Annotated in this window: 18 protein-coding genes, 2 rRNA genes and 1 riboswitch; of the genes, 13 read left to right on the plus strand and 7 right to left on the minus strand. The window is 72.4% G+C overall.

The annotated features are described in order from the left end of the window. Both ACFXHB_RS04700 and rrf read left to right on the plus strand, forming a co-directional pair. A 23S ribosomal RNA gene (locus ACFXHB_RS04700) occupies nt 1–93 on the plus strand; the annotation flags it as partial. Between the two features lie 84 nt (nt 94–177). After that, nucleotides 178–294 (plus strand): 5S ribosomal RNA (gene rrf / locus ACFXHB_RS04705). Nucleotides 295–357: 63 nt separating this feature from the next. Here the strand turns inward: rrf and ACFXHB_RS04710 are convergent. The 5 genes from ACFXHB_RS04710 to ACFXHB_RS04730 form a co-directional block, all read right to left on the minus strand. After that, nucleotides 358–2,295: a hypothetical protein gene (locus ACFXHB_RS04710; RefSeq protein WP_380572058.1), complete on the minus strand. Its 1,938-nt coding sequence runs from the start codon at nt 2,293–2,295 to the stop codon at nt 358–360. Then, nucleotides 2,292–3,095, minus strand: coding sequence for a protein phosphatase 2C domain-containing protein (locus tag ACFXHB_RS04715; protein WP_380572060.1), 804 nt, complete (start codon nt 3,093–3,095; stop codon nt 2,292–2,294). Before ACFXHB_RS04715 ends, ACFXHB_RS04710 begins: the two co-directional genes overlap by 4 nt. Before the next feature lie 161 nt (nt 3,096–3,256). Continuing rightward, entirely contained in the window at nt 3,257–3,940 is a 684-nt protein-coding gene (locus ACFXHB_RS04720; protein WP_380572062.1) for a hypothetical protein, read from the minus strand. 219 nt (nt 3,941–4,159) lie between these two features. Next, nucleotides 4,160–4,525, minus strand: coding sequence for a hypothetical protein (locus ACFXHB_RS04725; RefSeq protein ID WP_380572064.1), 366 nt, complete (start codon nt 4,523–4,525; stop codon nt 4,160–4,162). After that, nucleotides 4,525–6,273: a hypothetical protein gene (locus ACFXHB_RS04730; protein ID WP_380572066.1), complete on the minus strand. Its 1,749-nt coding sequence runs from the start codon at nt 6,271–6,273 to the stop codon at nt 4,525–4,527. The genes ACFXHB_RS04725 and ACFXHB_RS04730 overlap by 1 nt, the downstream gene beginning before the upstream one ends. A 323-nt stretch (nt 6,274–6,596) precedes the next feature. After that, nucleotides 6,597–6,787: riboswitch (cobalamin riboswitch) on the plus strand. Nucleotides 6,788–6,989: 202 nt separating this feature from the next. On the opposite strand from ACFXHB_RS04730, the gene ACFXHB_RS04735 reads away from it, so the two are divergent. From ACFXHB_RS04735 to ACFXHB_RS04755, 5 genes are read left to right on the plus strand one after another with little or no spacing between them, the layout of a single operon-like run. Further along, nucleotides 6,990–8,489 carry a CoA-acylating methylmalonate-semialdehyde dehydrogenase gene (locus ACFXHB_RS04735; RefSeq protein WP_380572068.1) on the plus strand — a complete coding sequence of 500 codons (1,500 nt, stop codon included), beginning with the start codon at nt 6,990–6,992 and terminating at the stop codon, nt 8,487–8,489. A gap of 16 nt (nt 8,490–8,505) precedes the next feature. After that, nucleotides 8,506–9,636: an acyl-CoA dehydrogenase family protein gene (locus ACFXHB_RS04740; protein WP_380572070.1), complete on the plus strand. Its 1,131-nt coding sequence runs from the start codon at nt 8,506–8,508 to the stop codon at nt 9,634–9,636. Continuing rightward, nucleotides 9,636–10,769 (plus strand): enoyl-CoA hydratase/isomerase family protein, encoded by a 1,134-nt coding sequence (locus ACFXHB_RS04745; RefSeq protein ID WP_380572072.1) that lies wholly within the window; start codon nt 9,636–9,638, stop codon nt 10,767–10,769. Before ACFXHB_RS04740 ends, ACFXHB_RS04745 begins: the two co-directional genes overlap by 1 nt. A 32-nt stretch (nt 10,770–10,801) precedes the next feature. Then, entirely contained in the window at nt 10,802–11,653 is an 852-nt protein-coding gene (mmsB, locus tag ACFXHB_RS04750) for a 3-hydroxyisobutyrate dehydrogenase (RefSeq protein ID WP_380572374.1), read from the plus strand. Continuing rightward, the gene (locus ACFXHB_RS04755; RefSeq protein WP_380572074.1) at nt 11,650–12,429 is read left to right on the plus strand and encodes an enoyl-CoA hydratase; all 780 of its coding nucleotides are present in this window, start codon (nt 11,650–11,652) and stop codon (nt 12,427–12,429) included. Before mmsB ends, ACFXHB_RS04755 begins: the two co-directional genes overlap by 4 nt. A gap of 444 nt (nt 12,430–12,873) precedes the next feature. Here the strand turns inward: ACFXHB_RS04755 and ACFXHB_RS04760 are convergent, their stop codons facing one another. Then, nucleotides 12,874–14,106: an acyl-CoA dehydrogenase family protein gene (locus ACFXHB_RS04760; protein ID WP_380572076.1), complete on the minus strand. Its 1,233-nt coding sequence runs from the start codon at nt 14,104–14,106 to the stop codon at nt 12,874–12,876. A gap of 19 nt (nt 14,107–14,125) precedes the next feature. After that, nucleotides 14,126–15,304, minus strand: coding sequence for an acyl-CoA dehydrogenase family protein (locus tag ACFXHB_RS04765; RefSeq protein ID WP_380572078.1), 1,179 nt, complete (start codon nt 15,302–15,304; stop codon nt 14,126–14,128). Between the two features lie 522 nt (nt 15,305–15,826). Here ACFXHB_RS04765 and ACFXHB_RS04770 point away from each other — a divergent pair. From ACFXHB_RS04770 to ACFXHB_RS04795, 6 genes are all read left to right on the plus strand, one after another. Next, complete coding sequence (locus ACFXHB_RS04770; protein ID WP_380572080.1) at nt 15,827–16,987, plus strand: isopropylmalate synthase; 1,161 nt, start codon at nt 15,827–15,829, stop codon at nt 16,985–16,987. A gap of 122 nt (nt 16,988–17,109) precedes the next feature. Then, the gene (locus ACFXHB_RS04775; RefSeq protein WP_380572082.1) at nt 17,110–17,295 is read left to right on the plus strand and encodes a lysine biosynthesis protein LysW; all 186 of its coding nucleotides are present in this window, start codon (nt 17,110–17,112) and stop codon (nt 17,293–17,295) included. A gap of 4 nt (nt 17,296–17,299) precedes the next feature. Then, nucleotides 17,300–18,151: a RimK family alpha-L-glutamate ligase gene (locus tag ACFXHB_RS04780; RefSeq protein WP_380572084.1), complete on the plus strand. Its 852-nt coding sequence runs from the start codon at nt 17,300–17,302 to the stop codon at nt 18,149–18,151. Continuing rightward, nucleotides 18,148–19,203 carry an N-acetyl-gamma-glutamyl-phosphate reductase gene (gene argC / locus ACFXHB_RS04785; protein WP_380572086.1) on the plus strand — a complete coding sequence of 352 codons (1,056 nt, stop codon included), beginning with the start codon at nt 18,148–18,150 and terminating at the stop codon, nt 19,201–19,203. The genes ACFXHB_RS04780 and argC overlap by 4 nt, the downstream gene beginning before the upstream one ends. Next, nucleotides 19,200–20,003 carry an acetylglutamate kinase gene (locus ACFXHB_RS04790; RefSeq protein WP_380572088.1) on the plus strand — a complete coding sequence of 268 codons (804 nt, stop codon included), beginning with the start codon at nt 19,200–19,202 and terminating at the stop codon, nt 20,001–20,003. The genes argC and ACFXHB_RS04790 overlap by 4 nt, the downstream gene beginning before the upstream one ends. A 12-nt stretch (nt 20,004–20,015) precedes the next feature. Beyond that, nucleotides 20,016–20,579 (plus strand): type 1 glutamine amidotransferase, encoded by a 564-nt coding sequence (locus ACFXHB_RS04795; RefSeq protein ID WP_380572090.1) that lies wholly within the window; start codon nt 20,016–20,018, stop codon nt 20,577–20,579. Nucleotides 20,580–20,621 lie beyond the last annotated feature (42 nt).

The raw sequence follows: 20,621 nt of genomic DNA on the forward strand, positions 1-20,621 counted from the left end.
GGCTCCCAGTAGACGACTGGGTTGATAGGCCGGATATGGAAGCCCTGTAAGGGGTGGAGTTGACCGGTACTAATAGGCCGAGGGCTTGTCCTCAGTTGCTCGCGTCCACTGTGTTGTTCTGAAACAACGACCCCATGCCCTGGCCAGGGTGTGGTGCGGTTGACAGTTTCATAGTGTTTCGGTGGTCATAGCGTGAGGGAAACGCCCGGTTACATTCCGAACCCGGAAGCTAAGCCTCACAGCGCCGATGGTACTGCAGGGGGGACCCTGTGGGAGAGTAGGACGCCGCCGAACAATCATTCCAAAGAACCCCCCGATCCATACGGATCGGGGGGTTCTTTGCGTTGTTCCGCCGGCTTATCGCCAGCGCCAGCAGACCGTGTAGTCGAGGTGCGGGTAGTCGGGGACCTGATAGGTCGTCCAGCCGTACTGTCCGCAGAAGGAAGCGGCGTTGTAGGTACTGGTGCGTCCGGCGACGACGATGTTGGCGGCCGAGCAGCTGCTGACGTTGGAGAAGACCGGGCGGGTCTCGCTGCCGGACTTGAGGAGGCAGGCGCCGGTCTTGGCGTAGCCGATGGCGTCCGGGTAGGTGTAGGAGAGGCAGAGCAGGACGTCCAGGGTGGAGTTGCCGGGGACGGTGAACGCCTTCGACAGGTTGTAGTTCGGCCAGGAGTCGCACTTCGCGTAGTCGGTGGTCCCGCGGTAGCTGGCCAGGACGGTGAAGGCCCCGCGTTGGCAGGAGGTCTTTCCCCAGGGGCCGGTGGAGTTGGGGCCGTAGACGCAGTCGCCCTGGTCGGAGTGGAAGGCGTCGCCGCCCGGGCTCAGATAGCTGAGGCAGAGCACGAGGTTGTGGTTCCGGGACGACACGCTCTCGTCGTAGTCGGTGATGTTCTTGCAACTGTCCAGATTGGTGGTGCCGTTGAAGATCCGCAGCACCTTGAACGCGCCCGCGGTGCAGGCGGTCGGCGAGAGCTTGGCGACTTCGCTCGTGCCGTTGTCGTAGAAGCAGGACCCGACCTGCGCGCTCTCGTACATGTCGGGAGTGGTCGGCGTGGGCGTCGGCGTGGGCGTGTACACGGGTGCGGGCGCCGTGTACGGCGGATCGACCGGGGTGCTCTTGGTGGGCTTGGGACTGACGGGCGCGGGGGGCGGGACCGTGCCGTAGGTGGCGGTCGCCGTCGGGACGGCGACGTCCGGGGCCGACCCGGAGTCGTGGCGGGACTGGATGAACACCAACGCCATGACGGCGGCGGCGAGCAGCGCGATCACGCCGATGCCGGCGGCCACGGGGGACTTCGGGGCGGGCGTCGGTACGGCGGTCGGGCCCGCCGGGGTACTCCCCGGACCTCCGGGGCCGCCGCCCGGCCCACCCGGCCCGGGCGGGGTGACCACGCCCGGGCCGGCGGCGGGCGTGCTGGAGGCCGCGACGGCGGCCACCCCGAGGTGCTCCGCCCACAGTCCCGGTGTGGGCCGTCGGGACGGGTCGGGGTCGAGGCCGGCGCGGGCCAGGTCGCCGAGTGCCGCGTTGACCGCGGCCAGCTCGGTGGGGTCGGTGGTGGTCTGGTCACGGGCGAACAGACGGATGGCGAGCAGCGCCAGCTTGTGGACGTCTCCGGCCGGGGTGGCCTTCTCCTCGCCCGCCGGGAGTTGCCAGTCCGGCGTCTCGGCCTGCGGCAGGACGCTGGCACCCCGCAGGCGCATGGCATCACAGTCGATGAGGAAGCACTCGGGCCGGCCGGTTGTGGTGAACAGCAGGTTCTTCGGTGACAGGTCGCCGACGGTGATGCCGATGCGGTGCAGTCGCCCGAGGGTGGCGGCCAGGTCGGCCAGCAGCAGCAGCCGGTCCCGCTCGCTGACGGTCAGGCCGATGCCGGCGACGTACGCGTCGCCGTTGAGCAGGAACTCCAGGTTGGCGAGTCGGCGGGTGGTGGCGGCCGGGTCGCCCAGGCTCCGCAGGTCGAAGTGGAAGCGGTCGGGAGCGGCCCGCATCAGGAAGCCGCTGATGTGCCCCTCGCGTCGGACGAGGGCGGCCGGCCAGGCGGTCTTCTCGCACAGCCACCTGCCCTCGCTCACGCTCAGGTCGCCGAGCAGACCGACCATGGCGGTCAGGGCGCCGGCGTCGAGCACGGGGAGCAGGGCGGGGTCGTACTCCTTGTAGACGACCTCCCAGCCGTCGCCGTCGGCGTCGTTGATCCGTCGGTTGGCCACCCGGTGGACCACGCCCTGACCACCCTGCCCGAGGAGGCGGTCCAGCACCAGGGCGCCGTGGTCGACGGTGGGCGCGGGGGCGGTCACCGCGGGGCTGCCGGGTCGCCGGGCCAGACCGCCAGCAGCGTCCGGTCGTCGTCGAAGGTCTCCCGGGAGAAGTCCAGCACGTGCGCGAGCCAGAGCGGGGGCGGTGGTTGGGCGAGGTGGCGGGCGAAGAGCGCGCCGACCTGGCCGTCGCCGTCGCCGAGCGGATCGCCGAAGCCGTCGGTGCCGACCAGCAGGACCAGGTGGGGCGTCAGCCGCACGGTCGCTTGTTCGAGCCGGTCGGGCACGCTGGGCAGCGGGGTCACCTCGTTGGAGACCAGGAGGGTGTCCGAACCGGTCTTCGAGGGGAAGAGCGGGCGGTAGCGGCCGTGCGGGCGGTCGAGGAGCCAGGCGCCCGAATCCCCGACCCGGCACAGCTGGACGACCGGTCCGTCGGGGTGCGGGCGGACCACACCGGCGACCAGCGTGGTCGCGTACAGGCCGGCGACCTCGGAGGGGCTCGGCGCGGGGGTGTTCAGCCGGCCGCGGGCGAGGCGGTGCAGTCGCTCGGCCGCGTGCCGGGCGACGTCCTGGAGGTCCAGGGCCGCGCCGCTCCAGGAGAGTTGGAGCAGCATCCGCTCCAGCGCGGCCCGGCAGGCCTCGACGGCGCCGAGCTCGGCGTTCGTGGCGCTGGAGACGCCGTCGGCGACGGCGAACACGACGGTGCCGCTGGGCTCGTGCGACACCGCGCGGGCGGCGTCCTGGCGTGGCTTGCGGTAGTAGCGGTGCTGGGCTCCCCGCACCGAGGCGAGTCGCAGGGTGAGAGCGGGGGTGGACCAGCCGTCGCACTCGGTGTCGGGCACGTCGAAGGAGTCCTCGCCGGGCGGGCGCGACTCGAACTCGACTCCGGGCGCACCGACCGCGATCCGCCCCCAGGGCGCGGGTCCGGTCGCGGGCCCGGTCGCGGGGCCGGGCGGCGATGGCGGCGCTGGGGGCGGCGGGGCGTCGTCCCGGCCGTACGGAATCACAGGCCGACCTCGTCGATGGCCATGGTGAACTGGTTCGGCCGGTTGACGACGAGCTGGGGGCTGGCCGAGCTCAGCGCCTGCGTGGAGGCGACCAGGCTCGCGGTGAGCGAGTGGAAGAACTCGGCGATGGCCCGGCCGATGTCGGTGCCCGACTTGGCCACGAAGGCGAACTCCGGCCGGGTCGCCACCTCCAGCATGGTCCGGGCCTGGGCGTCGCCGATCCCGCAGGCGATGATGTTCGGGGAGGTGGGGGTGCGGACCCGGTCGGTCAGGACGGTGTGCGCGTGCCGCCAGGCGTCGCCGTCGGTCGGCTGGCCGTCGCTGAGGAAGAACACCACCGGGCGGTGCACCTTGTACCCCTGGCCGCGCAGCCACTGCACATCGGTCGGGATGCGCTGCAGCAGGTCGTCGAAGACCGCCTGGTACCTGGTCGTGCCCCGGATGACCACCTGGGGCAGGGTGGTCTCGGTGCGCATGTCGGCGACCGCGAGCCGGACCTGCACGTCGTCGGAGAAGCCGAGGACGGCCAGGCGCAGCTTGGCGGCGATCATCGGTTCGGCCCGCAGCCCCTCGCACAGCGAGATCAGACCGTCCGACAGTTCCTGCCGGTAGGGGCCCATCGAGGCCGATTCGTCGGCCAGTACATAGGCGGGCAGCAGAACACCCCTGGTCTCGGCCATGTGCATCCCCCTTCAGGTCGCGTCGGTGACGCGTGGTTGCGATGTCGGTGCGACGGGACGCGCCGACGGCCGTTCCCCGTCCGTCGGCCCGGTGGTGCCGCGATGGTCCTGCGAGGGTCCCCGTCGGGGTCCCGCCGGTGGTCCCACCCGCGGTCTGAGCGGTCTGCGCGGTTCGTGCCGTCCGCTGCCCCGGTGGAGCGGACTGCACGAACGGCGGCGCTATGGCAGCAGTGCCCGGACCGCGTCGTCCAGGCCCTGGATCTCGGTGGCGACCGCGGTGGTGACGGCCAGGCCCTGTCCGGCCCGGGTGAGGTAGGCCAGCACCTGCTCCCAGCGTCGGGTCGGCGCGGTCACCGCCTGCTGGAGGTCCGCCGCCGTGCGCACGGAGGCCGGGTCAGGGCTCTGCCGCAGCTGTTCGGCCAGGGCGAGGACCCGGCGGGCGAGCGCCTCCTCGTCCACCGGCGCCGACGTGGTGTGGACGGTGGCCGAGGAGTTCTCGCCGGCGGCCACCCCCGATCCGGTGATGGTGACGTTGGCGTTGCCGCTGACGTGGAATCCACCGGTGATGCGACGGTCCTCGGTCATCAGCCTTCCCTTCTCCCGCCGGCCGGTGCTCGGCCGGCCCGGTTCATGATCCTGCTGGCGGCTCCGGCGGCCACCGAGGAGTTGACGAAGTTGACGGTGGCGTTGCCGGAGGTGAACACGCCGCCGTTGTAGATCACGCTCTGGCGCTCACGGAGTTCGGAGATGTCCACCTGGTGGGCCGCCAGGAAGTCGGTGAGCGTGTCCAGGACGCGGCGTTCGACGACTTTGGAGTACATCTGGCTGTCGACCTGCTGGAAGTACCGGTGGAACTGGGGGTCGCTCGCCGTCTCCCGAAGGCTCAGCGCGGCACCGTAGTTGAACGCGCCGAGGGCGATCTGCCGGCGCCGGGCGCGTTCCTTGCGCCCTTCGGCCAGCGGGCCGCCCACCATGGCGAGCACCTTGAACGGGGCGGTCAGCAGCCGGAACGGCACGGCGGCGGCGGAGCCGCGCAGCAGGGCCAGCAGCTGCCACCAGGTGGGGCGGTCGAGCAGGTGGTCGACCTGGTGGTAGCGGCGGTGCAGCGGCGGCAGCAGGGAGACGGCGCCCTCGACGAACAGGAGGTCCCGGGCGGGGCTCAGGGAGAAGCGGACCGTGGTGCTGGTCACCAGTTCGGCGTTCCAGCCCGAGACGGTGGTCACCAGGTACGGGCGGGCCCGCCCGGCGCCGTCGTCCCGCAGCCGGTCGAGGACCGCCGGCGCCAGGGCGATCTGGGGCCGGCCCTCGGGACGGGGGAGCAGCAGTGGGCGCAGGACCGGGTCCAGGCCCTGGGCCAGGTCCGCGCCGTTGACGAAGACCCGCTCGGAGATGTCCACCCCGGGCAGTCCGAGGGCGGCGACCGCCCTGATGACCTCGGTGTCCAGCGTCTTGAGGGTGAACGGGAGCACCTGGTCGAAGGACTCGTCGGGCCGGTCCACGGCGACGGTGAAGTTCCAGCTGTTCAGCAGCCGGCCGTAGCCGAGGAAGGGCTCGTAGCCGGAGAAGACCGAGACGTTCCCCTGCTGGTCCTCGGTGGCCAGCAGGCTCAGCAGGTTCTCGTCCTGGGGCCGGGCGCTCGGTGCCTGGGCGGGGTCGAAGGCGTCCCGGCGCAGCTTGGGCCGGAGCACGCTGTAGAAGGCGATGAGCCGTTCGACCAGCACGATGCCCCAGGCGACGGCGAGGAGCGGGAGGGCGAGGGGCGGCAGGGGGATCGGGACGACGGAGTCCGAGGGGTCGGAGAGGGGCTGGTAGCCGAAGGAGGCCAGCAGGGCGATCGCGGTCAGGGCGAGCAGGACCTGGGCGGTGGTCTGCCGGGCGCGCGCGGCGAGCGCGTAGCGCAGGACGCAGACCAGGTCGACACCGGGGGAGGAGGCGATGGCGCGGTGCGTCTCCTTGAGGACGGACTCGATGGCCCGGTTGCCCAGGTCGCTCTCCAGCTGCACGGCCGCGCAGAGGTAGCGGGTGGCGTCCGTGGCCAGGTGCCGGGCCGGCGGCTGGGGGCCGGGCTGGGGCGCCGGTGTCCAGCTGCTCGACGGCGGCGGTGCCGCGGTACCGCCGGGGGCGGGGCCGGCCGGTGCGAAGGTCGGGGCCATCGACGGCATGGGCTTCACGGGCCCCGGCACGAGCGGCCCGGCCGGCAGGGGCGGCCCGGGGGGCCCGGCCGGGCCCGGGGTGTAGCCGCCCGGTCCGGCCCCGCAGGTGGGGCAGCGGGCGGTGGCCGCCGAGCAGGCCGTGCCGCAGACGAAACAGTTCCACATGTCGAATGTGCTCATCTGACCATCGCCGACCTTCGCGCGACAACGACTTCCCCGTGGGCCCGCGCGGACGCGTCGGCCGGGTACGGCGAAGGCGTCGCGCGTGCATGCCCACAGCATGTACCTGCCCGGAACGATCCGGCACCATACGCTTTCGCCGTTACCAAACAAAGACGTGATGTTGTGTCAAAGATGAATGTCCGCAGGCTAGTTGATCATCACTGCAGGGGCTTCGCCGCAGTTCGCGGCTGTCGCGGGTGGCGGGCGCGCGCGGTGGACGGTCATGGCGGCGGCGGCCGGGCGAGGGTGGCGATACGGTGCGGCTCGACCCCTGGACTTAGTAGGACGTCCAACTATATGGTCGTGGACAAGGCCCGCAGTGCAGGGAAGCCGGTGTGAATCCGGCACGGTCCCGCCACTGTGACCGGGGAGTGCGTCGTCGCAGTACCAGCCACTGGCAGCCAGCCGGGAAGGCCGGGCGGCGCGCGGTGATCCGGGAGTCAGGATACCGACTGCGGGTGTTCCGTGTTGTCCACGAGGATGGAGCAAACACGCATGGCACCGGTCTGCGCGCCTCCCGACCCTGGTGATCCTGCGACGGCCGCGGTGTGCCCGTCCCCCTGACGGTGTGCCGCGCCCGGCGGTACCCGTGTGCCCGCACCGGGCCCACGGCGGTGCCGCCGTGCCCCAGTTCCCTCGGATCCACCTGACATCCTGACGAGAGCAGGCTTGTGATGATCCGTGAGCTCAACCACTACATCGGCGGCAAGCACGTCGCCGGCACCTCCGGGGTGTTCGGCGACGTGTACGACCCCAACACCGGTACGGTCCAGGCACGTGTTCCACTGGCGAGCCGGGCCGAGACCGAGGCGGCGATCGCCGACGCCGAACAGGCCCAGGTCGAGTGGGCCGCCTGGAACCCGCAGCGGCGGGCCCGGGTGCTGCTGCGCTTCCTCCAACTGGTCGAGGCCGAGCGCGAGTCGCTGGCCCGGCTGCTCTCCGCCGAACACGGCAAGACCGTCGCCGACGCCCACGGCGACCTCCAGCGCGGGCTGGAGGTGGTGGAGTTCGCCGCCGGTGTCCCGCACCTGCTCAAGGGCGAGTTCACCGACAGCGCCGGTACCGGCATCGACGTGTACTCGCTGCGCCAGCCGCTCGGGGTGGTCGCGGGCATCACCCCGTTCAACTTCCCCGCGATGATTCCGCTGTGGAAGGCGGCGCCCGCGATCGCCTGCGGAAACGCCTTCGTGCTCAAGCCCTCCGAGCGCGACCCGTCGGTGCCGCTGCGGCTCGCCGAGCTGTTCGTCGAGGCGGGCCTGCCGCCGGGGGTGCTGAACGTCGTCAACGGCGGCAAGGAGGCGGTGGACACGCTGCTCGACGATCCGCGGGTGCAGGCGCTGGGGTTCGTCGGGTCGACACCGGTCGCCGAGTACGTCTACGCCACGGCGGCCGCGCGGGGCAAGCGCGCGCAGTGCTTCGGGGGCGCCAAGAACCACCTGATCGTGATGCCGGACGCCGACCTCGACCAGGCCGCCGACGCGCTGATCGGCGCCGGGTACGGCTCCGCGGGCGAGCGGTGCATGGCCGTCTCCGTCGCGGTGCCGGTGGGGGAGGAGACCGCGGACGCGCTGGTCGCCAAGCTCATCGAGCGGATCGCCGCGCTCAGGGTCGGCGCCTCGCACGACCCCGCGGCCGACTTCGGTCCGCTGGTCGGCCGGGACGCCCTGGAGCGGGTGCGCGGATTCCTGGACCTGGGCGTCGAGGAGGGCGCCGAACTGGTCGTCGACGGTCGTGAGCTGACCGTGCCGGGGTACGAGGACGGCTACTTCCTGGGGGCCACGCTGTTCGACCGGGTCACCCCCGGGATGCGGATCTACCGCGAGGAGATCTTCGGCCCGGTGCTGTGCGTGGTCCGTGCGGCGGACTACGAGGAGGCACTGCGGCTGCCGAGCGAGCACGAGTTCGGCAACGGCGTGGCGATCTTCACGCGGGACGGCGACACCGCGCGGGACTTCACCCGGCGGGTCCACACCGGGATGATCGGCGTGAACGTGCCGATCCCGGTCCCCGTCGCGTACCACACCTTCGGCGGGTGGAAGCGCTCCGGGTTCGGCGACCTCAACCAGCACGGTCCGGACGCGATCCGCTTCTACACCAGGACCAAGACCGTCACCTCGCGCTGGCCCTCCGGGGTCAAGGAGGGCGCGAGCTTCACCATCCCGACGATGGGCTGAGGCCGCCGTGCACACCATGACGGAGGATCAGCGCGCCATCGCCGCGACCACCCGGGACTTCGCGCGCGAGCACCTGGCACCGCACGCGGTCGCGTGGGACCGGGACAAGCACTTCCCGCTGGACGTGCTGCGCAAGGCCGCCGGACTCGGACTCGGCGGTGTCTACGTCCGCGAGGGCGAGGGCGGTTCGGGGCTCACCCGGCAGGACGGGGTGCTGGTGTTCGAGGCGCTGGCCACCGGCTGCCCCTCGATCGCGGCCTACCTCTCCATCCACAACATGGTCGCCTGGATGGTCGACCGCCACGGCACGGCCGCGCAGCGCTCCCGTTGGCTGCCCGGGCTGTGCGCGATGGACAGCCCGGGCAGCTACTGCCTGACCGAGCCGGGGGCGGGTTCGGACGCCGCCGCCCTCGTCACCCGCGCCGTCCGGGACGGCGACGGCTGGGTGCTGGACGGCGTCAAGCAGTTCATCTCCGGTGCCGGAGCCGCCGAGCTGTACGTGGTGATGGCCCGGACCGGCGGCGAGGGGCCGCGCGGGATCTCCGCCTTCGTCGTCGAACGGGACGATCCCGGGCTCTCCTTCGGTCCGAACGAGCACAAGATGGGCTGGAACGCCCAGCCCACCCGCCAGGTCGTGCTGGACGGTGTCCGGCTGCCCGCCGACCGGCTGCTCGGGGAGGAGGGCGCCGGCTTCCGGCTCGCGATGAGCGGCCTCAACGGCGGCCGGCTGGGCATCGCCGCCTGCTCGCTCGGCGGCGCGCAGGACGCGTTGGAGCGGGCCACCGGCCATCTGGCCGAACGCGAGGCGTTCGGTGCCAAGCTGCTGCACGCCCAGGCGCTGCAGTTCCGACTGGCCGACATGGCGACGGAGTTGGAGGCGGCCCGGTCGCTGCTCTGGCGGGCGGCCGCCGCGCTCGACCGGGGCGACCCCCGGGCGCCGGAGCTCTGCGCGATGGCCAAGCGGTACGCCACCGACACCGGCTTCGACGTCGCCAACGCCGCGCTCCAACTGCACGGTGGCTACGGCTATCTGGCCGAGTACGGCATCGAGAAGATCGTCCGCGACCTGCGGGTGCACCAGATCCTGGAAGGGACCAACGAGATCATGCGCGTCATCGTCGCCCGCGGCCTGACGGGAGCCGCCTGATGACCGGGAGCACCGCCGCCGACCACGCCGTCGCCGCCCGCCCGGCCGCCGACGACCCGGCCACCGACAACGGCGCCGCAGAGGTGCTGATCCGGCGCGAGGGCCGGGCGGGCCTGATCGTCCTCGACCGGCCCGCCGCGCTGAACGCCCTCACCCACGGCATGGTGCGGCGGATCGCCGCCGCACTGGAGGAGTGGGAGCGGGACGACCGGGTGGAGACCGTCGTCATCACCGGGGCCGGTGGGCGCGCCTTCTGCGCGGGCGGTGACATCGTCGCCATCCACCGCGCCGCCACCGGTGGCGATCCCAGCGCGGTCGAGGAGTTCTGGCGCGACGAGTACCGGCTGAATGCCCGCATCGCCCGGTACGGCAAGCCCTACGTCGCCGTCATGAACGGCATCGTGATGGGCGGCGGGGTGGGCGTCTCCGCCCACGGCAGCGTCCGGATCGTCACCGAGACCACCCGGCTGGCGATGCCGGAGACCGGCATCGGGTTCGTGCCCGATGTCGGGGGCACCTATCTGCTCGCCCTGGCGCCCGGCGAGCTGGGCACCCACCTGGCCCTGACCGCGGGCTCGGCGGGCGCCGGCGACGCCCTGCGCTGCGGCCTGGCCGACCACTTCGTGCCCGGCGAGCGGCTGCCCGCGCTGCTCGACGACCTCGCCGCACGGCCCGTCCACGACGCGCTCGCCCGGCACGTCGCGCCCGCGCCGCCCGCCCCGCTGGACGGGCAGCGCCGGTGGATCGACGCCTGCTACGCGGCCGGCACCGTCGAGGAGATCGTCGACCGGCTCCGGGACTGCGGCGAGCCCGAGGCGGCGAAGGCGGCCGACCGGATCACCGCCAACGCGCCGGCCGCCGTCAAGGCGACGCTCGCCGCCCTGCGCCGGGCCCGCGCCCTCGGCCCGCTGGAGGCGGTGCTGGACCAGGAGTACCGGACGTCCTGCGCCGCGCTCGCCATGCCCGACCTCGCCGAGGGCATCCGGGCGCAGGTGATCGACAAGGACCGCGCACCGCGCTGGAACCCCGCCACGCTGGAGGCCGTCGCGCCCGCCGTCGTGGCCCGCTACTTCGCCCCGCTCGGCGACCGGGAACTCGGCCTCGCCACCACCACACCCCTGGAGCGCTGGTGACCCACCGCATCGGATTCCTCGGACTCGGCACCATGGGCGGCCCGATGGCCGCCAACCTCGTCAAGGCCGGCCACCGCGTGACCGGCTACGACCTCGTCCCGGAGGCACTGCGGCAGGCGGAGACGGCCGGTGTCGGCCGGGCGGCCTCGGCGGCCGACGCCGTGCGCGACGCGGAGGTGGTGATCACCATGCTGCCCGCCGGCCGCCAGGTGCGGGCGGCCTACGCCGAGCTGCTGCCCGCCGCCCGCCCGGGCACGCTCTTCGTCGACTGCTCCACCATCGACGTCGCGGACGCCCGGGCCGTGCAGGCCCTCGCCCGCCGGGCCGGGCACCGGGCGGTCGACGCGCCCGTCTCCGGCGGCGCGACCGGCGCTACCGCCGGGACCCTCACCTTCATGGTCGGTGCGGCCGAGGCGGATCTCACCGCCGCCCGGCCGGTGCTGGAGGCGATGGGCGCCACGATCGTGCACTGCGGTGCGTCCGGTGCGGGCCAGGCCGCGAAGATCTGCAACAACATGATCCTCGGCATCTCGATGATCGCGGTCAGCGAGGCGTTCGTGCTCGGAGAGAGCCTCGGGCTCAGCCACCAGGCGCTGTTCGACGTGGCCTCGACCGCCTCCGGCCAGTGCTGGGCCCTGACCAGCAACTGTCCCGTCCCCGGCCCGGTACCGGCCAGCCCGGCCAACCGCGACTACCGGGCCGGCTTCGCCGCCGCGCTGATGGCCAAGGACCTCGGACTGGCCGCCGGGGCGGTCAAGGCCGCCGGCCTGCCGGTGGAACTCGGCCTGCGGGCAGCGGAGTTGTACGCGGACTTCGCCGCCGCCGAGGGCGCCGGCCTGGACTTCTCGGCGATCATCACGACCATCAGGGAGGGCGGCAAGTGACCGAGACCTACGAGACGATCCTGGTCGAGCGCAAGGGGCGGGTCGGGCTGATCACGCTCGACCGGCCGAAGGCGCTGAACGCGCTCAACACGCGGCTGATGAACGAGGTCGTCGCGGCCGCCACCGCCTTCGACCGCGACCCGGGGATCGGCGCCCTGGTGATCACCGGCTCGGAGAAGGCCTTCGCGGCCGGCGCCGACATCAAGGAGATGCGGGCGCTCACCTTCACCGACGCCTACCTCGGCGACTGGTTCGCGGCCTGGGACGAGCTGGGCCGGCTGCGCACCCCCGTGATCGCCGCGGTCGCGGGCTACGCGCTGGGCGGGGGCTGTGAGTTGGCGATGCTCTGTGACATCCTGCTGGCCGCCGACACCGCGAAGTTCGGGCAGCCGGAGATCAAGCTCGGGGTCATCCCCGGGATCGGCGGCTCGCAGCGGCTGACCCGCGCCGTCGGCAAGGCCAAGGCGATGGACCTCTGTCTCACCGGCCGCATGATGGGCGCCGAGGAGGCCGAACGGGCCGGCCTGGTCTCCCGGATCGTCCCCGCCGACGAGCTGCTCACCGAGGCGCTGGCCACCGCCGAGACGGTGGCGCGGATGTCCACCCCCGCCGCCGTCATGCTCAAGGAGAGCGTCAACCGGGCGTTCGAGACCACCCTCGCCGAGGGCGTCCGCTTCGAACGCCGGCTCTTCCACGCCACCTTCGCCACCGCCGACCAGAAGGAAGGCATGGCCGCCTTCGCCGAGAAGCGACCGCCGGAGTTCACCCACCGCTGACCCGGCCCGGGCGGGGGCGCGGCCCACCGGCCGCACCCCCGGTCCGCCCGCTCCGGACCCCCGGTCCGCGGACGAACGGCGGACCCCGCCCCTCGGGGCGGACCCGGGCCCTCCGGGCGGATCCGGGCCGAAGCCGTCGGGCGCGATCCGGTGGCGGTGGAAATCCGGCGACGGCGTAAACCCGGTGGCGATGGAAACCCGGTGGCGATGGAAACCCGGTGACGGCGTAAACCCGGTGAAGGTGAAAATCTGGGTGAAGGGGAAACGCCGGCCCCCGGCCGGTATGCCGGTCGAATGTACCGGCCGTGCTTCGCAGGGTGAATTCGGCGTGACGAATGCGATTCGACCAGGAATTCGACCGGCCGGCCGGTCCCGCTGTCCCGGGGGTTCTTCCGGACCGACGCGCCGGTCCGGAAGAACCCCCGGAGGTGCCGAATTCCGGTCCTACGCGGGAACGGTCCCGGCGGTCCTGACGAGGCCGTCGAAGCCGGCCGGGTCGGTGCCGAGGCCGGCCGGTGTCAGCCAGTCGAAGGGCTGGTAGACCGCCGGGCCGAGGCCCAGGCTCTCGGCCACCGTCTCCCGCAGGCGGTTGGAGGTGAACCCGCCGATGACGTTCATCTGCGCGTCCCGGTAGAGGCGCTCCACCTCGTGCCCCCGGGTGACGCCGGCCGCGCCGTGGATCTGCACGGCACGGGCGGCGACCTCGACGGCCATCTCGGTCGCGTAGATCTTGAGCATGGCGATCGCCTCCCGGGCCGACCGGCCGGCGGCGAGCTCGGTCACCGCCCTGCGGGCCAGCACCCGGGCGGCGTCGATCTGGGCGCGGGACTCGGCGAGCTGGGTCTGGACGCCCTCCATGTGCGCCAGGGGCCGCCCGAAGGAGACCCGCTCACCCGCGTACCGGACCGAGGCGTCCAGGGCGGACTCGGCGATGGCGATGGCCGAGACCGAGATCAGCAGCCATCCCCAGGCCATCAGCTCGGCCAGCTCACCGGCCAGTTCGCCGAAGGGAACGGGCACCACGTCGGCCTCGGAGACCACCGCCTCGGTGAAGACGATGCCGCCCCAGGGCATACCGCGCAGCCCCATCCGCTCCGTCTCGTAGCGGCGCACGCCGGGCTGGTCGAGGTTCACGAAGGCGAGGCACCAGTCGTGGCCCTCGTCCCCGGGGGCCTTCTGCCGGCGGGCGAGGGTCACGGCGACGTCGGCGTCGGGCGCATTGGTGATCTTGGCCTTCTCGCCGCTGATGACGAAGCCCTCGCCGGGGGCTCCGGCAGGTCGCACGGTGGTGGTGTAGGTGCCGGCGTCGCTGCCCGCGGGCGGTTCCACGATGGCGAAGCAGGCCAGTTTCTCCCCGGAGATCAGCGGCCTCAGCAACCGGTCGTGCTCGCTGGGCCGGCTGTAGCGGGAGATCAGCTTGCCGCAGAGCAGGCCGGACACGGTGGCGGTCCAGTAGCTGCCGGGGCAGGCCCGGGCCAGCGCCTCCATGGCCGCCAGCTGGGTGAGGCCGTCGGCTCCGGTGCCGCCCGAGGCCGTCGGGTGGAACAGCCGCAGGTATCCGCTGTCGATGATCTCCGTCCAGTTCGGCGAGGGCATCCGGCCCTGCGCGTCGGTCTCGGCGGCCCGGGAGGCGGTGCCCGGGAAGCTGAGGACGGTGCCGTGCGGTGTGTCGGTCATGTCGGTATCAGTCCTCACATCAGCCGAGCCCGAGCAGGGACGCGGCGATCACCGGACGCAGCACCTCGGTGCCGCCGCCGGTCTCCGCGAAGAACAGCGCGTCGCGGTGCGCCCGCGCGATGAGGTGGTCGCTGGTCAGGGCGGCCGGTCCGGACAGCCGGGCGGCTCCCTCGGCGACCGCCCGCGCGGCGGCCGCCACGAAGAGCCGGGCGGTGGCCGCGTCCTGACGGGTGGGCCGGCCGCCCGAGTCGAACTGTGCGGCGGCCCGGTAGAGCAGCCCGGACGCCAGCTCGCACCGGGTGGCGAGGTCCGCCAGCGTGAACCGGACGGACTGGGCGTGCACCAGGGGCCGGCCGAACACCTGGCGCTCGGCGGCGCCGTCGACCGCGTCCCGGACCAGCGCCCGCATGACACCGACCCAGGGCGCGCTGGAGAACACCCAGTCCAGCGAGGCCAGCAGCGGTTCGACCTCGGCCCCGGCGCCGCCGACGGTGCCCAGCACGGCCTCGTCCGGGACGTGGCAGCCGTCCAGGACCAGCCGGCCCCAGGCACAGGTGCGCATGGCGGCCGGTGCCGACTCGGTGATCAGCAGGCCGGGGGTGGAACGGTCCAGGACGAAGGCGGTCCGGCCGCCGCCCTCGTGGGTGGCGACGACCAGGAAGTGGTGGGCCACCGGACCGCCGGCGACCAGGTCCAGGTCGCCGGTGAGCACCCAGCCGCCCAGTCCCGGCGTGCCGGGCCGGGCCGTGACGGTCGGGGCGAGGGCGGCGCCCTGGGTCTGGCGCAGCGACACCGCGCCGATCCAGTCGCCGGAGGCCATCAGGGGCAGGTAGCGCTCGCGCTGGCGGGGGCTGCCGAAGGCGCGCAGCGGCACGGTGGCGAGGACCGCGTGGACGCCGACGGCGAGGGCGAGGCCCGGGTCGCGGGCTCCTTCGCCGAGGCCTTCGAGGAGGGCACAGGTCTGGGTGGCGCTGAGGCCGGCGCCGCCGAGGGCGCGCGGTACCAGCGGCCCGGCGAGGCCGGGGCCGGGTCGGGCGCCGGCCAGTTCGGCGAAGAGCGCCGGGTCCCAGCGGTGGTCACGGTCGCGTTCGGCGGCGGTCGGCCGGGCGACCCGCTCGGCCAGCTCGCGGGCCGCGGCGGCCGACGACGGATCGCCGGCCCCCTGGACGGTGGGCTTGAGTTCCTGTGGAACGACCATCGGAAGTTCTCTCCTTTCTACGGGCCGTGCTCAGATCGGTAAGAGGTCGCTTTCCCCGGCGGTGCGGGGTGCGTTCGTACGGTTCGACCGGTCCGTTCTCACGTGCCAGGACTCCGTTCTCGGGTCGTGGGGGTGCGGCGGTACGGGGGCGGTACACCGTCGAGGGGCGCTCGAACGACTCCCGGGGGCACAGCCACCGGACTCCCGCCGCTCGGCGCGGATTTCGCGCGCTTATTCAGCGATACAGGCCCCCCGGGAGGCCTGTCCAGGAAATTGTCGGCATGCCTACCAGAAGTCCGCACAGCTCACCGTCCATGACGTTCCATCACAGTCCTTGACAAGCTCCTGACATTGCCGGTGTTGTCCCTTCACAACGCGATCGACCACCATATTCGTCGAGCGCACTACGCATCGTCGCTCTTTCGGCCCTGCTTCATTCGTACATGCCGCATCGCGAGAATTCAGGCCGGAGCCGAGGTCAGCGCGAATGGGAACCCGGCTCGGGAAAAGGAGGGAACGCACATGGCACCAGCAGAGCACTTGAAGGAGAACGTGCCCCCGCAGGGGCTGCCCCATCTGTCCGACGCGACGCTGCGGGACTCCGCGCACATGGCCGGCGTCGAGTTCGGCCCCAAGGACGCCGCCCACATCGCCGACCTCCTGGTCCGCACCGGCGTCGAGCTGGTCGAGGTCGGGATGATCTCCGGTCCGTCGAGCAAGGACGCGGACCTCATCCTCGCCACCCACGAGGCGGTGGGCCCGGAGCGCTCGCTGAGCCTGGTCGTGGTGCGGGACCGCCAGCAGGTCGTGAAGGCCCTGGACGAGGCCAAGCGGCTGGGCGTGCGGTCGGTGATGTTCTCGATCCCGACGTCCGAGCAGCACGCGGCCCTCAAGCTGAGCTCGTCCAGCACCAAGTACCTGATCGCGGTGGCCCGGGCGGCCATCGTCGCCGCCAAGGAGCGTGGCTTCCACGTCACCTTCAGCGGTGAGGACGGCGCCCGCACCCCGAAGGAGCGGCTCGTCCCCTACGTCGAGGCGGGCTTCGAGGCCGGCGCCGACCGGTTCCGGCTGGCGGAGACCGTCGCCTACCTGTCGCCGTGGCAGATGGAGGAGCAGATCCGCAGCATCACCGCGATCGACGGCTCCGAGATCGAGATCCACTCGCACAACATGCTGGGCATGGCGGTCGCCAACTCGCTGGCCGCCTACCGGGCGGGGGCGAAGTGGATCTCCGCGACGGCCGGCGGCATCGGTGAGCGCGGCGGCAACGCCCCGCTCGCCGAGCTGCTCACCTCGCTGCGGGTCATCTACGGCGACACCCGCTTCGACCTGAGCCACCTCACCGAGCTCACCAACGCCGCGCTGCGCGGCGCCCGGCTCGGTGACGCCTTCCAGTCCGGCCCGACGGCCCCGCACGCCTTCGCCTACGAGCTGCCCGGCCAGCTGACCCACCCGGAGGCCTACGAGACGCTGGCCCCGGAGATCGTCGGGAACTCCCGCGAACTGCGGGTGCGCACCCGGCTGACCTCGCCCCTGGTCAAGTGGGCCCTCGACGAGCTGGCCGAGTCCGTGGACGTGGACGCCTTCACCTCCTGGCTCACCGGGCGGCAGGAGCAGGACGACCGCGACCTGCTCGACCGGGACGCGATCCGCAAGGCCGCCGTCGAGTACCAGGCCCTCTGACCGGATCCGCGCCGGATCCCCGTTCCGCGCCGGATTCCTGGTCCGCGCCGGATCCCTGTTCCGTGCCGGACCCCTGTTCCACAGCCACCGAAGAACACCCGAGAACGACTACGGAGATGACAATGTCTGCTGGCACGTTGACCGGCCTGTGCCCTGAATGCGAGACCGATCTGACCACCCCGCCGCTGGTGCAGGGCGAGACCATCGCCTGCCCCGAGTGCATGCTGACGCTCCGTGTCGAGGACGTCGTGGAGGGCCGGCTCAGCCTCCAGATGGTCGAGGTGCAGCTCCGCGATTGGGGCCAGTAACCCCATGGAACGCACTGTTGCCATCGTCGCCGACCGGGTCGGCTGGGAAGAACGCCGGCTGATCGACGCGGCCGCGGGCCTCGGCCTGCGCGTCGAGTGGGTCAATGACGAGTCCCTCGCCCTGGGGGACCAGGAGTCGGCCTCGCTCGGCGGGTTCGCCGCCGTGCTCATCCGCAGCCGCAGCTACACCCGCGGCGGCCTCATCGCCACCGTGGCGGAGGCGGCCCGGATCCCCACCCTGAACACCGTCTCGGCCATCCAGGCCTGCGAGAACAAACTGACGCTGCGTGCCCAGCTGCGCGCCGCGGACGTGCCGGTGCCCGACTACCGTCTCGTGCTGTCCCGGCGGGACTTCGAGAAGGCCCTGGCCGAACTGCCGCCGCCGGTCGTGCTGAAGCCCGTCTTCGGCGGCATGGGCAAGCGCGTCACCCTGCTGCGGGACGCCGACTCCGCGCACTCGGTCTACGACTACGTCGAGGACCTCGGGCACGGCTTCGAGCAGGCCTCGCTGGTCGAGCCCTACCTGGCCGGCGGTTCCTCGCTGCGCTGCTTCGTGGTCGGCCGCGAACTGGTCGCCATCGCCGAGTTCCACAGCGCGGGGACGGACTGGCGCAGCAACGCGGCGCTGGGCAACCGCAACCGCGCCGTCGACCTCGACCCCGAGGTGCAGAAGATCGTCGACGGCGTCCTGGACGTCCTCGGCGAGGGCATCTTCGGCATCGACCTCTTCGCGACGCCCGACGGCTACGTCGTCAACGAGGTCAACCACGCACCGGCCTTCCGCGCGGTGGCCTCGGCGACCGGGGTGGACATCGCCACGGCCATCGGCCGCTACGTACGGGAGGAGATCGGATGATCCGGGTCGGCATCTTCGGAGCCTCCGGGCTCGCCGGCGGCGAACTGATCAGGCTGGTCACCCAGCACCCCGAGCTGGAGCTCACCTTCCTGGGGGGCAACGCCAGCGCGGGTCGCCGCCCCGCCGAGCTCCACCCGGGCCTGCGGCTTGACCTCGGGCTGACCATCGAACCGGTCAGCACGAACCTCGCCGGCCGCTGCGACGTCGTCTTCCTCGCCACGCCCGCCACCGCCTCGGCGGAGCTGGCGGCGCGGCTGGCCGACGAGGTGCCCTGCGTCATCGACCTCAGCGGCGCCTTCCGGATCCAGACGTCGGAGCTGCACGACCGGTGGTACCCGGACGTGCGACGGGCGGACGGCCTGGCCGACCGGTTCGTCTACGGTGTCCCGGAGCTGATCGGCGACCAGCTGCCCGGCGCCCCGCTGATCTCCCTGCCGGGCTGCTTCGCCACCGCGATCACCCTCGGGCTCGCCCCGCTGGTGATCGGCCTCGGCCTCAACCTGAGGACCGTGGTGGTGGACGGCAAGACCGGTTCCAGCGGCGGCGGCCTGTCCCTGCGGACCGCCGACCTGCACCCGCTGCGCAACGGCGCCATCGCGCCGTACGCGCCGGCCGGGCACCGGCACGCCGCGGAGGTCAAGGACTTCCTGGAGCGCAGCAAGCCGGGCGGGATCGACTCGCTGAGCATGTCGGCCTACGGCGTCTCGCACGTGCGCGGGCTGATGGCCAGCTCCTACGTGTTCACCGACGACGAGGTGGACGCGCGCACCTTGAGCCGCGCCTACCTGCGGTTCTACAAGCAGCACCCGTTCGTGCGGGTCCGCCGGCACAACGAGACGCTGATCCCGGTGCCGGACCCGCAGGCCGTGCTGGGTTCCAACTACTGCGACGTGACCGTCCTGCACGACGAGGAGGGCGGCCGGATCGTGGTCCTGGCGGCGCTGGACAACATGGTCAAGGGCGCGGCGGGCCAGGGGATCCAGGTCCTCAACCTCCGCTTCGGCCTGCCCGAGGACACGGGGCTGACCATGCAGCCGGTGATGCCCGCATGACCGGGACCACCACCACCGACACCCCGACCGTCGTCAAGCTCGGCGGCAGCACGGTCGACGACCTCGCCGGCACCTGGTGGGACGACCTGGCCCGGTTCGGCCAGGACCGCCCGCTGGTCCTGGTGCACGGCTGGTCCAAGCCGCTGAAGAACCTCAGCCCCCGCTACCACGAGCCCTCGGCGATCCTGCGCGACCGCTACGGCAACCAGAGCCGGTGGACGACCCCCGAGGTCATCGAGGACATCAAGACCGTCAGCGCCGAGCTCGCCGAGGACGTCCTGCGACGTCTGGAGCAGCGCGGCATCACCGCCGAGCGGGCGCTCGGCAGCGACGGCCTGGTGACCGCCGGCGAGGGCGAGCGCTGGTGGTGGAAGGAGAAGCAGCTCGTCGAACTGGAGAACCTCGTCGGCCCCATCACCGGCGTGGACCCGACGGTGCTGAAGAACCTCAGGCCGGGGCACGCGTACCTGGTCACGCCGCTGGCGCGGGACGCGGCCGGTCGCGAGGTGAACACCGACGGCGACCGGGCCGCCGCTGCCGTCGCGGGTGGCATCGGGGCCGAACAGCTGGTCCTCGTCACGGACGTCGCGCACCTGCTGATCGACGATCAGCCGGTGCGCCGGATCACGGCGGAAGCCGCGGCCAAGTTCCGGGACAAGGGCGCCACCGGCGGGATGCGCAAGAAGTTGCGCGCCGCGGGGGAGGCCCTGGACGGGGGAGTGGAACGCGTCGTCATCGGCAGCGCACCCGTGACCGACCTGATCGCCGAGCGCACCGGAACCGTCATCACACGAGCGTGAGGAGCAGGGCACGTGGCGAAATCCCGTGTGCTAGTCGTCAACAACGGAACGCTGTCGCTGAAGCAGCTCCGCGGCCGCTTCGAGGAACTGGGGTCGGAGACGGACGTCGTCCGGGCCGACTCGGTACCCGCCGACCTCGGCGGCCGCTACCAGGCGATCGTCCTGAGCGGCACCAAGGTGCGGGCCTATGACAGCGACTTCTACCGGCCGCTCATCGACCTCGTGATGGGTGCCGACGTCCCGGTCTTCGGGATCTGCGGCGGTATGCAGATCATCGCCGTCGCGGCCGGCGGCCGGCTCGCCGAGGGCCCCCAGCGGGTCGGCGGCTACCAGGTGCAGGTGGACAAGGAGGAGTCGCTCTTCACCCATGTGAAGCCGACCGTGACGGTGTTCCACCGCCACACCCTCTACCTGCAGGAGGCCCCCGAGGGCTTCCGCTCGATCGGCCGCTCGGAGCACGCCCCGGTGGAGTTCCTCCGCTCCGAGGACGGGCGGATCCACGGGGCCCAGGCACATCTGGAGTTCCGCAGCGACGGCCTGGAGATTCTGCGAGGCTTCGCACAGTTGTATCAGTGACGGTCCGTCAGCAGACGTGCGCGGCCGCGCCTCCCCGGGCGG

It is taken from the genome of Kitasatospora sp. NPDC059327 (assembly GCF_042752535.1).
In the GTDB taxonomy this organism is placed as follows: Bacteria; Actinomycetota; Actinomycetes; order Streptomycetales; family Streptomycetaceae; genus Kitasatospora.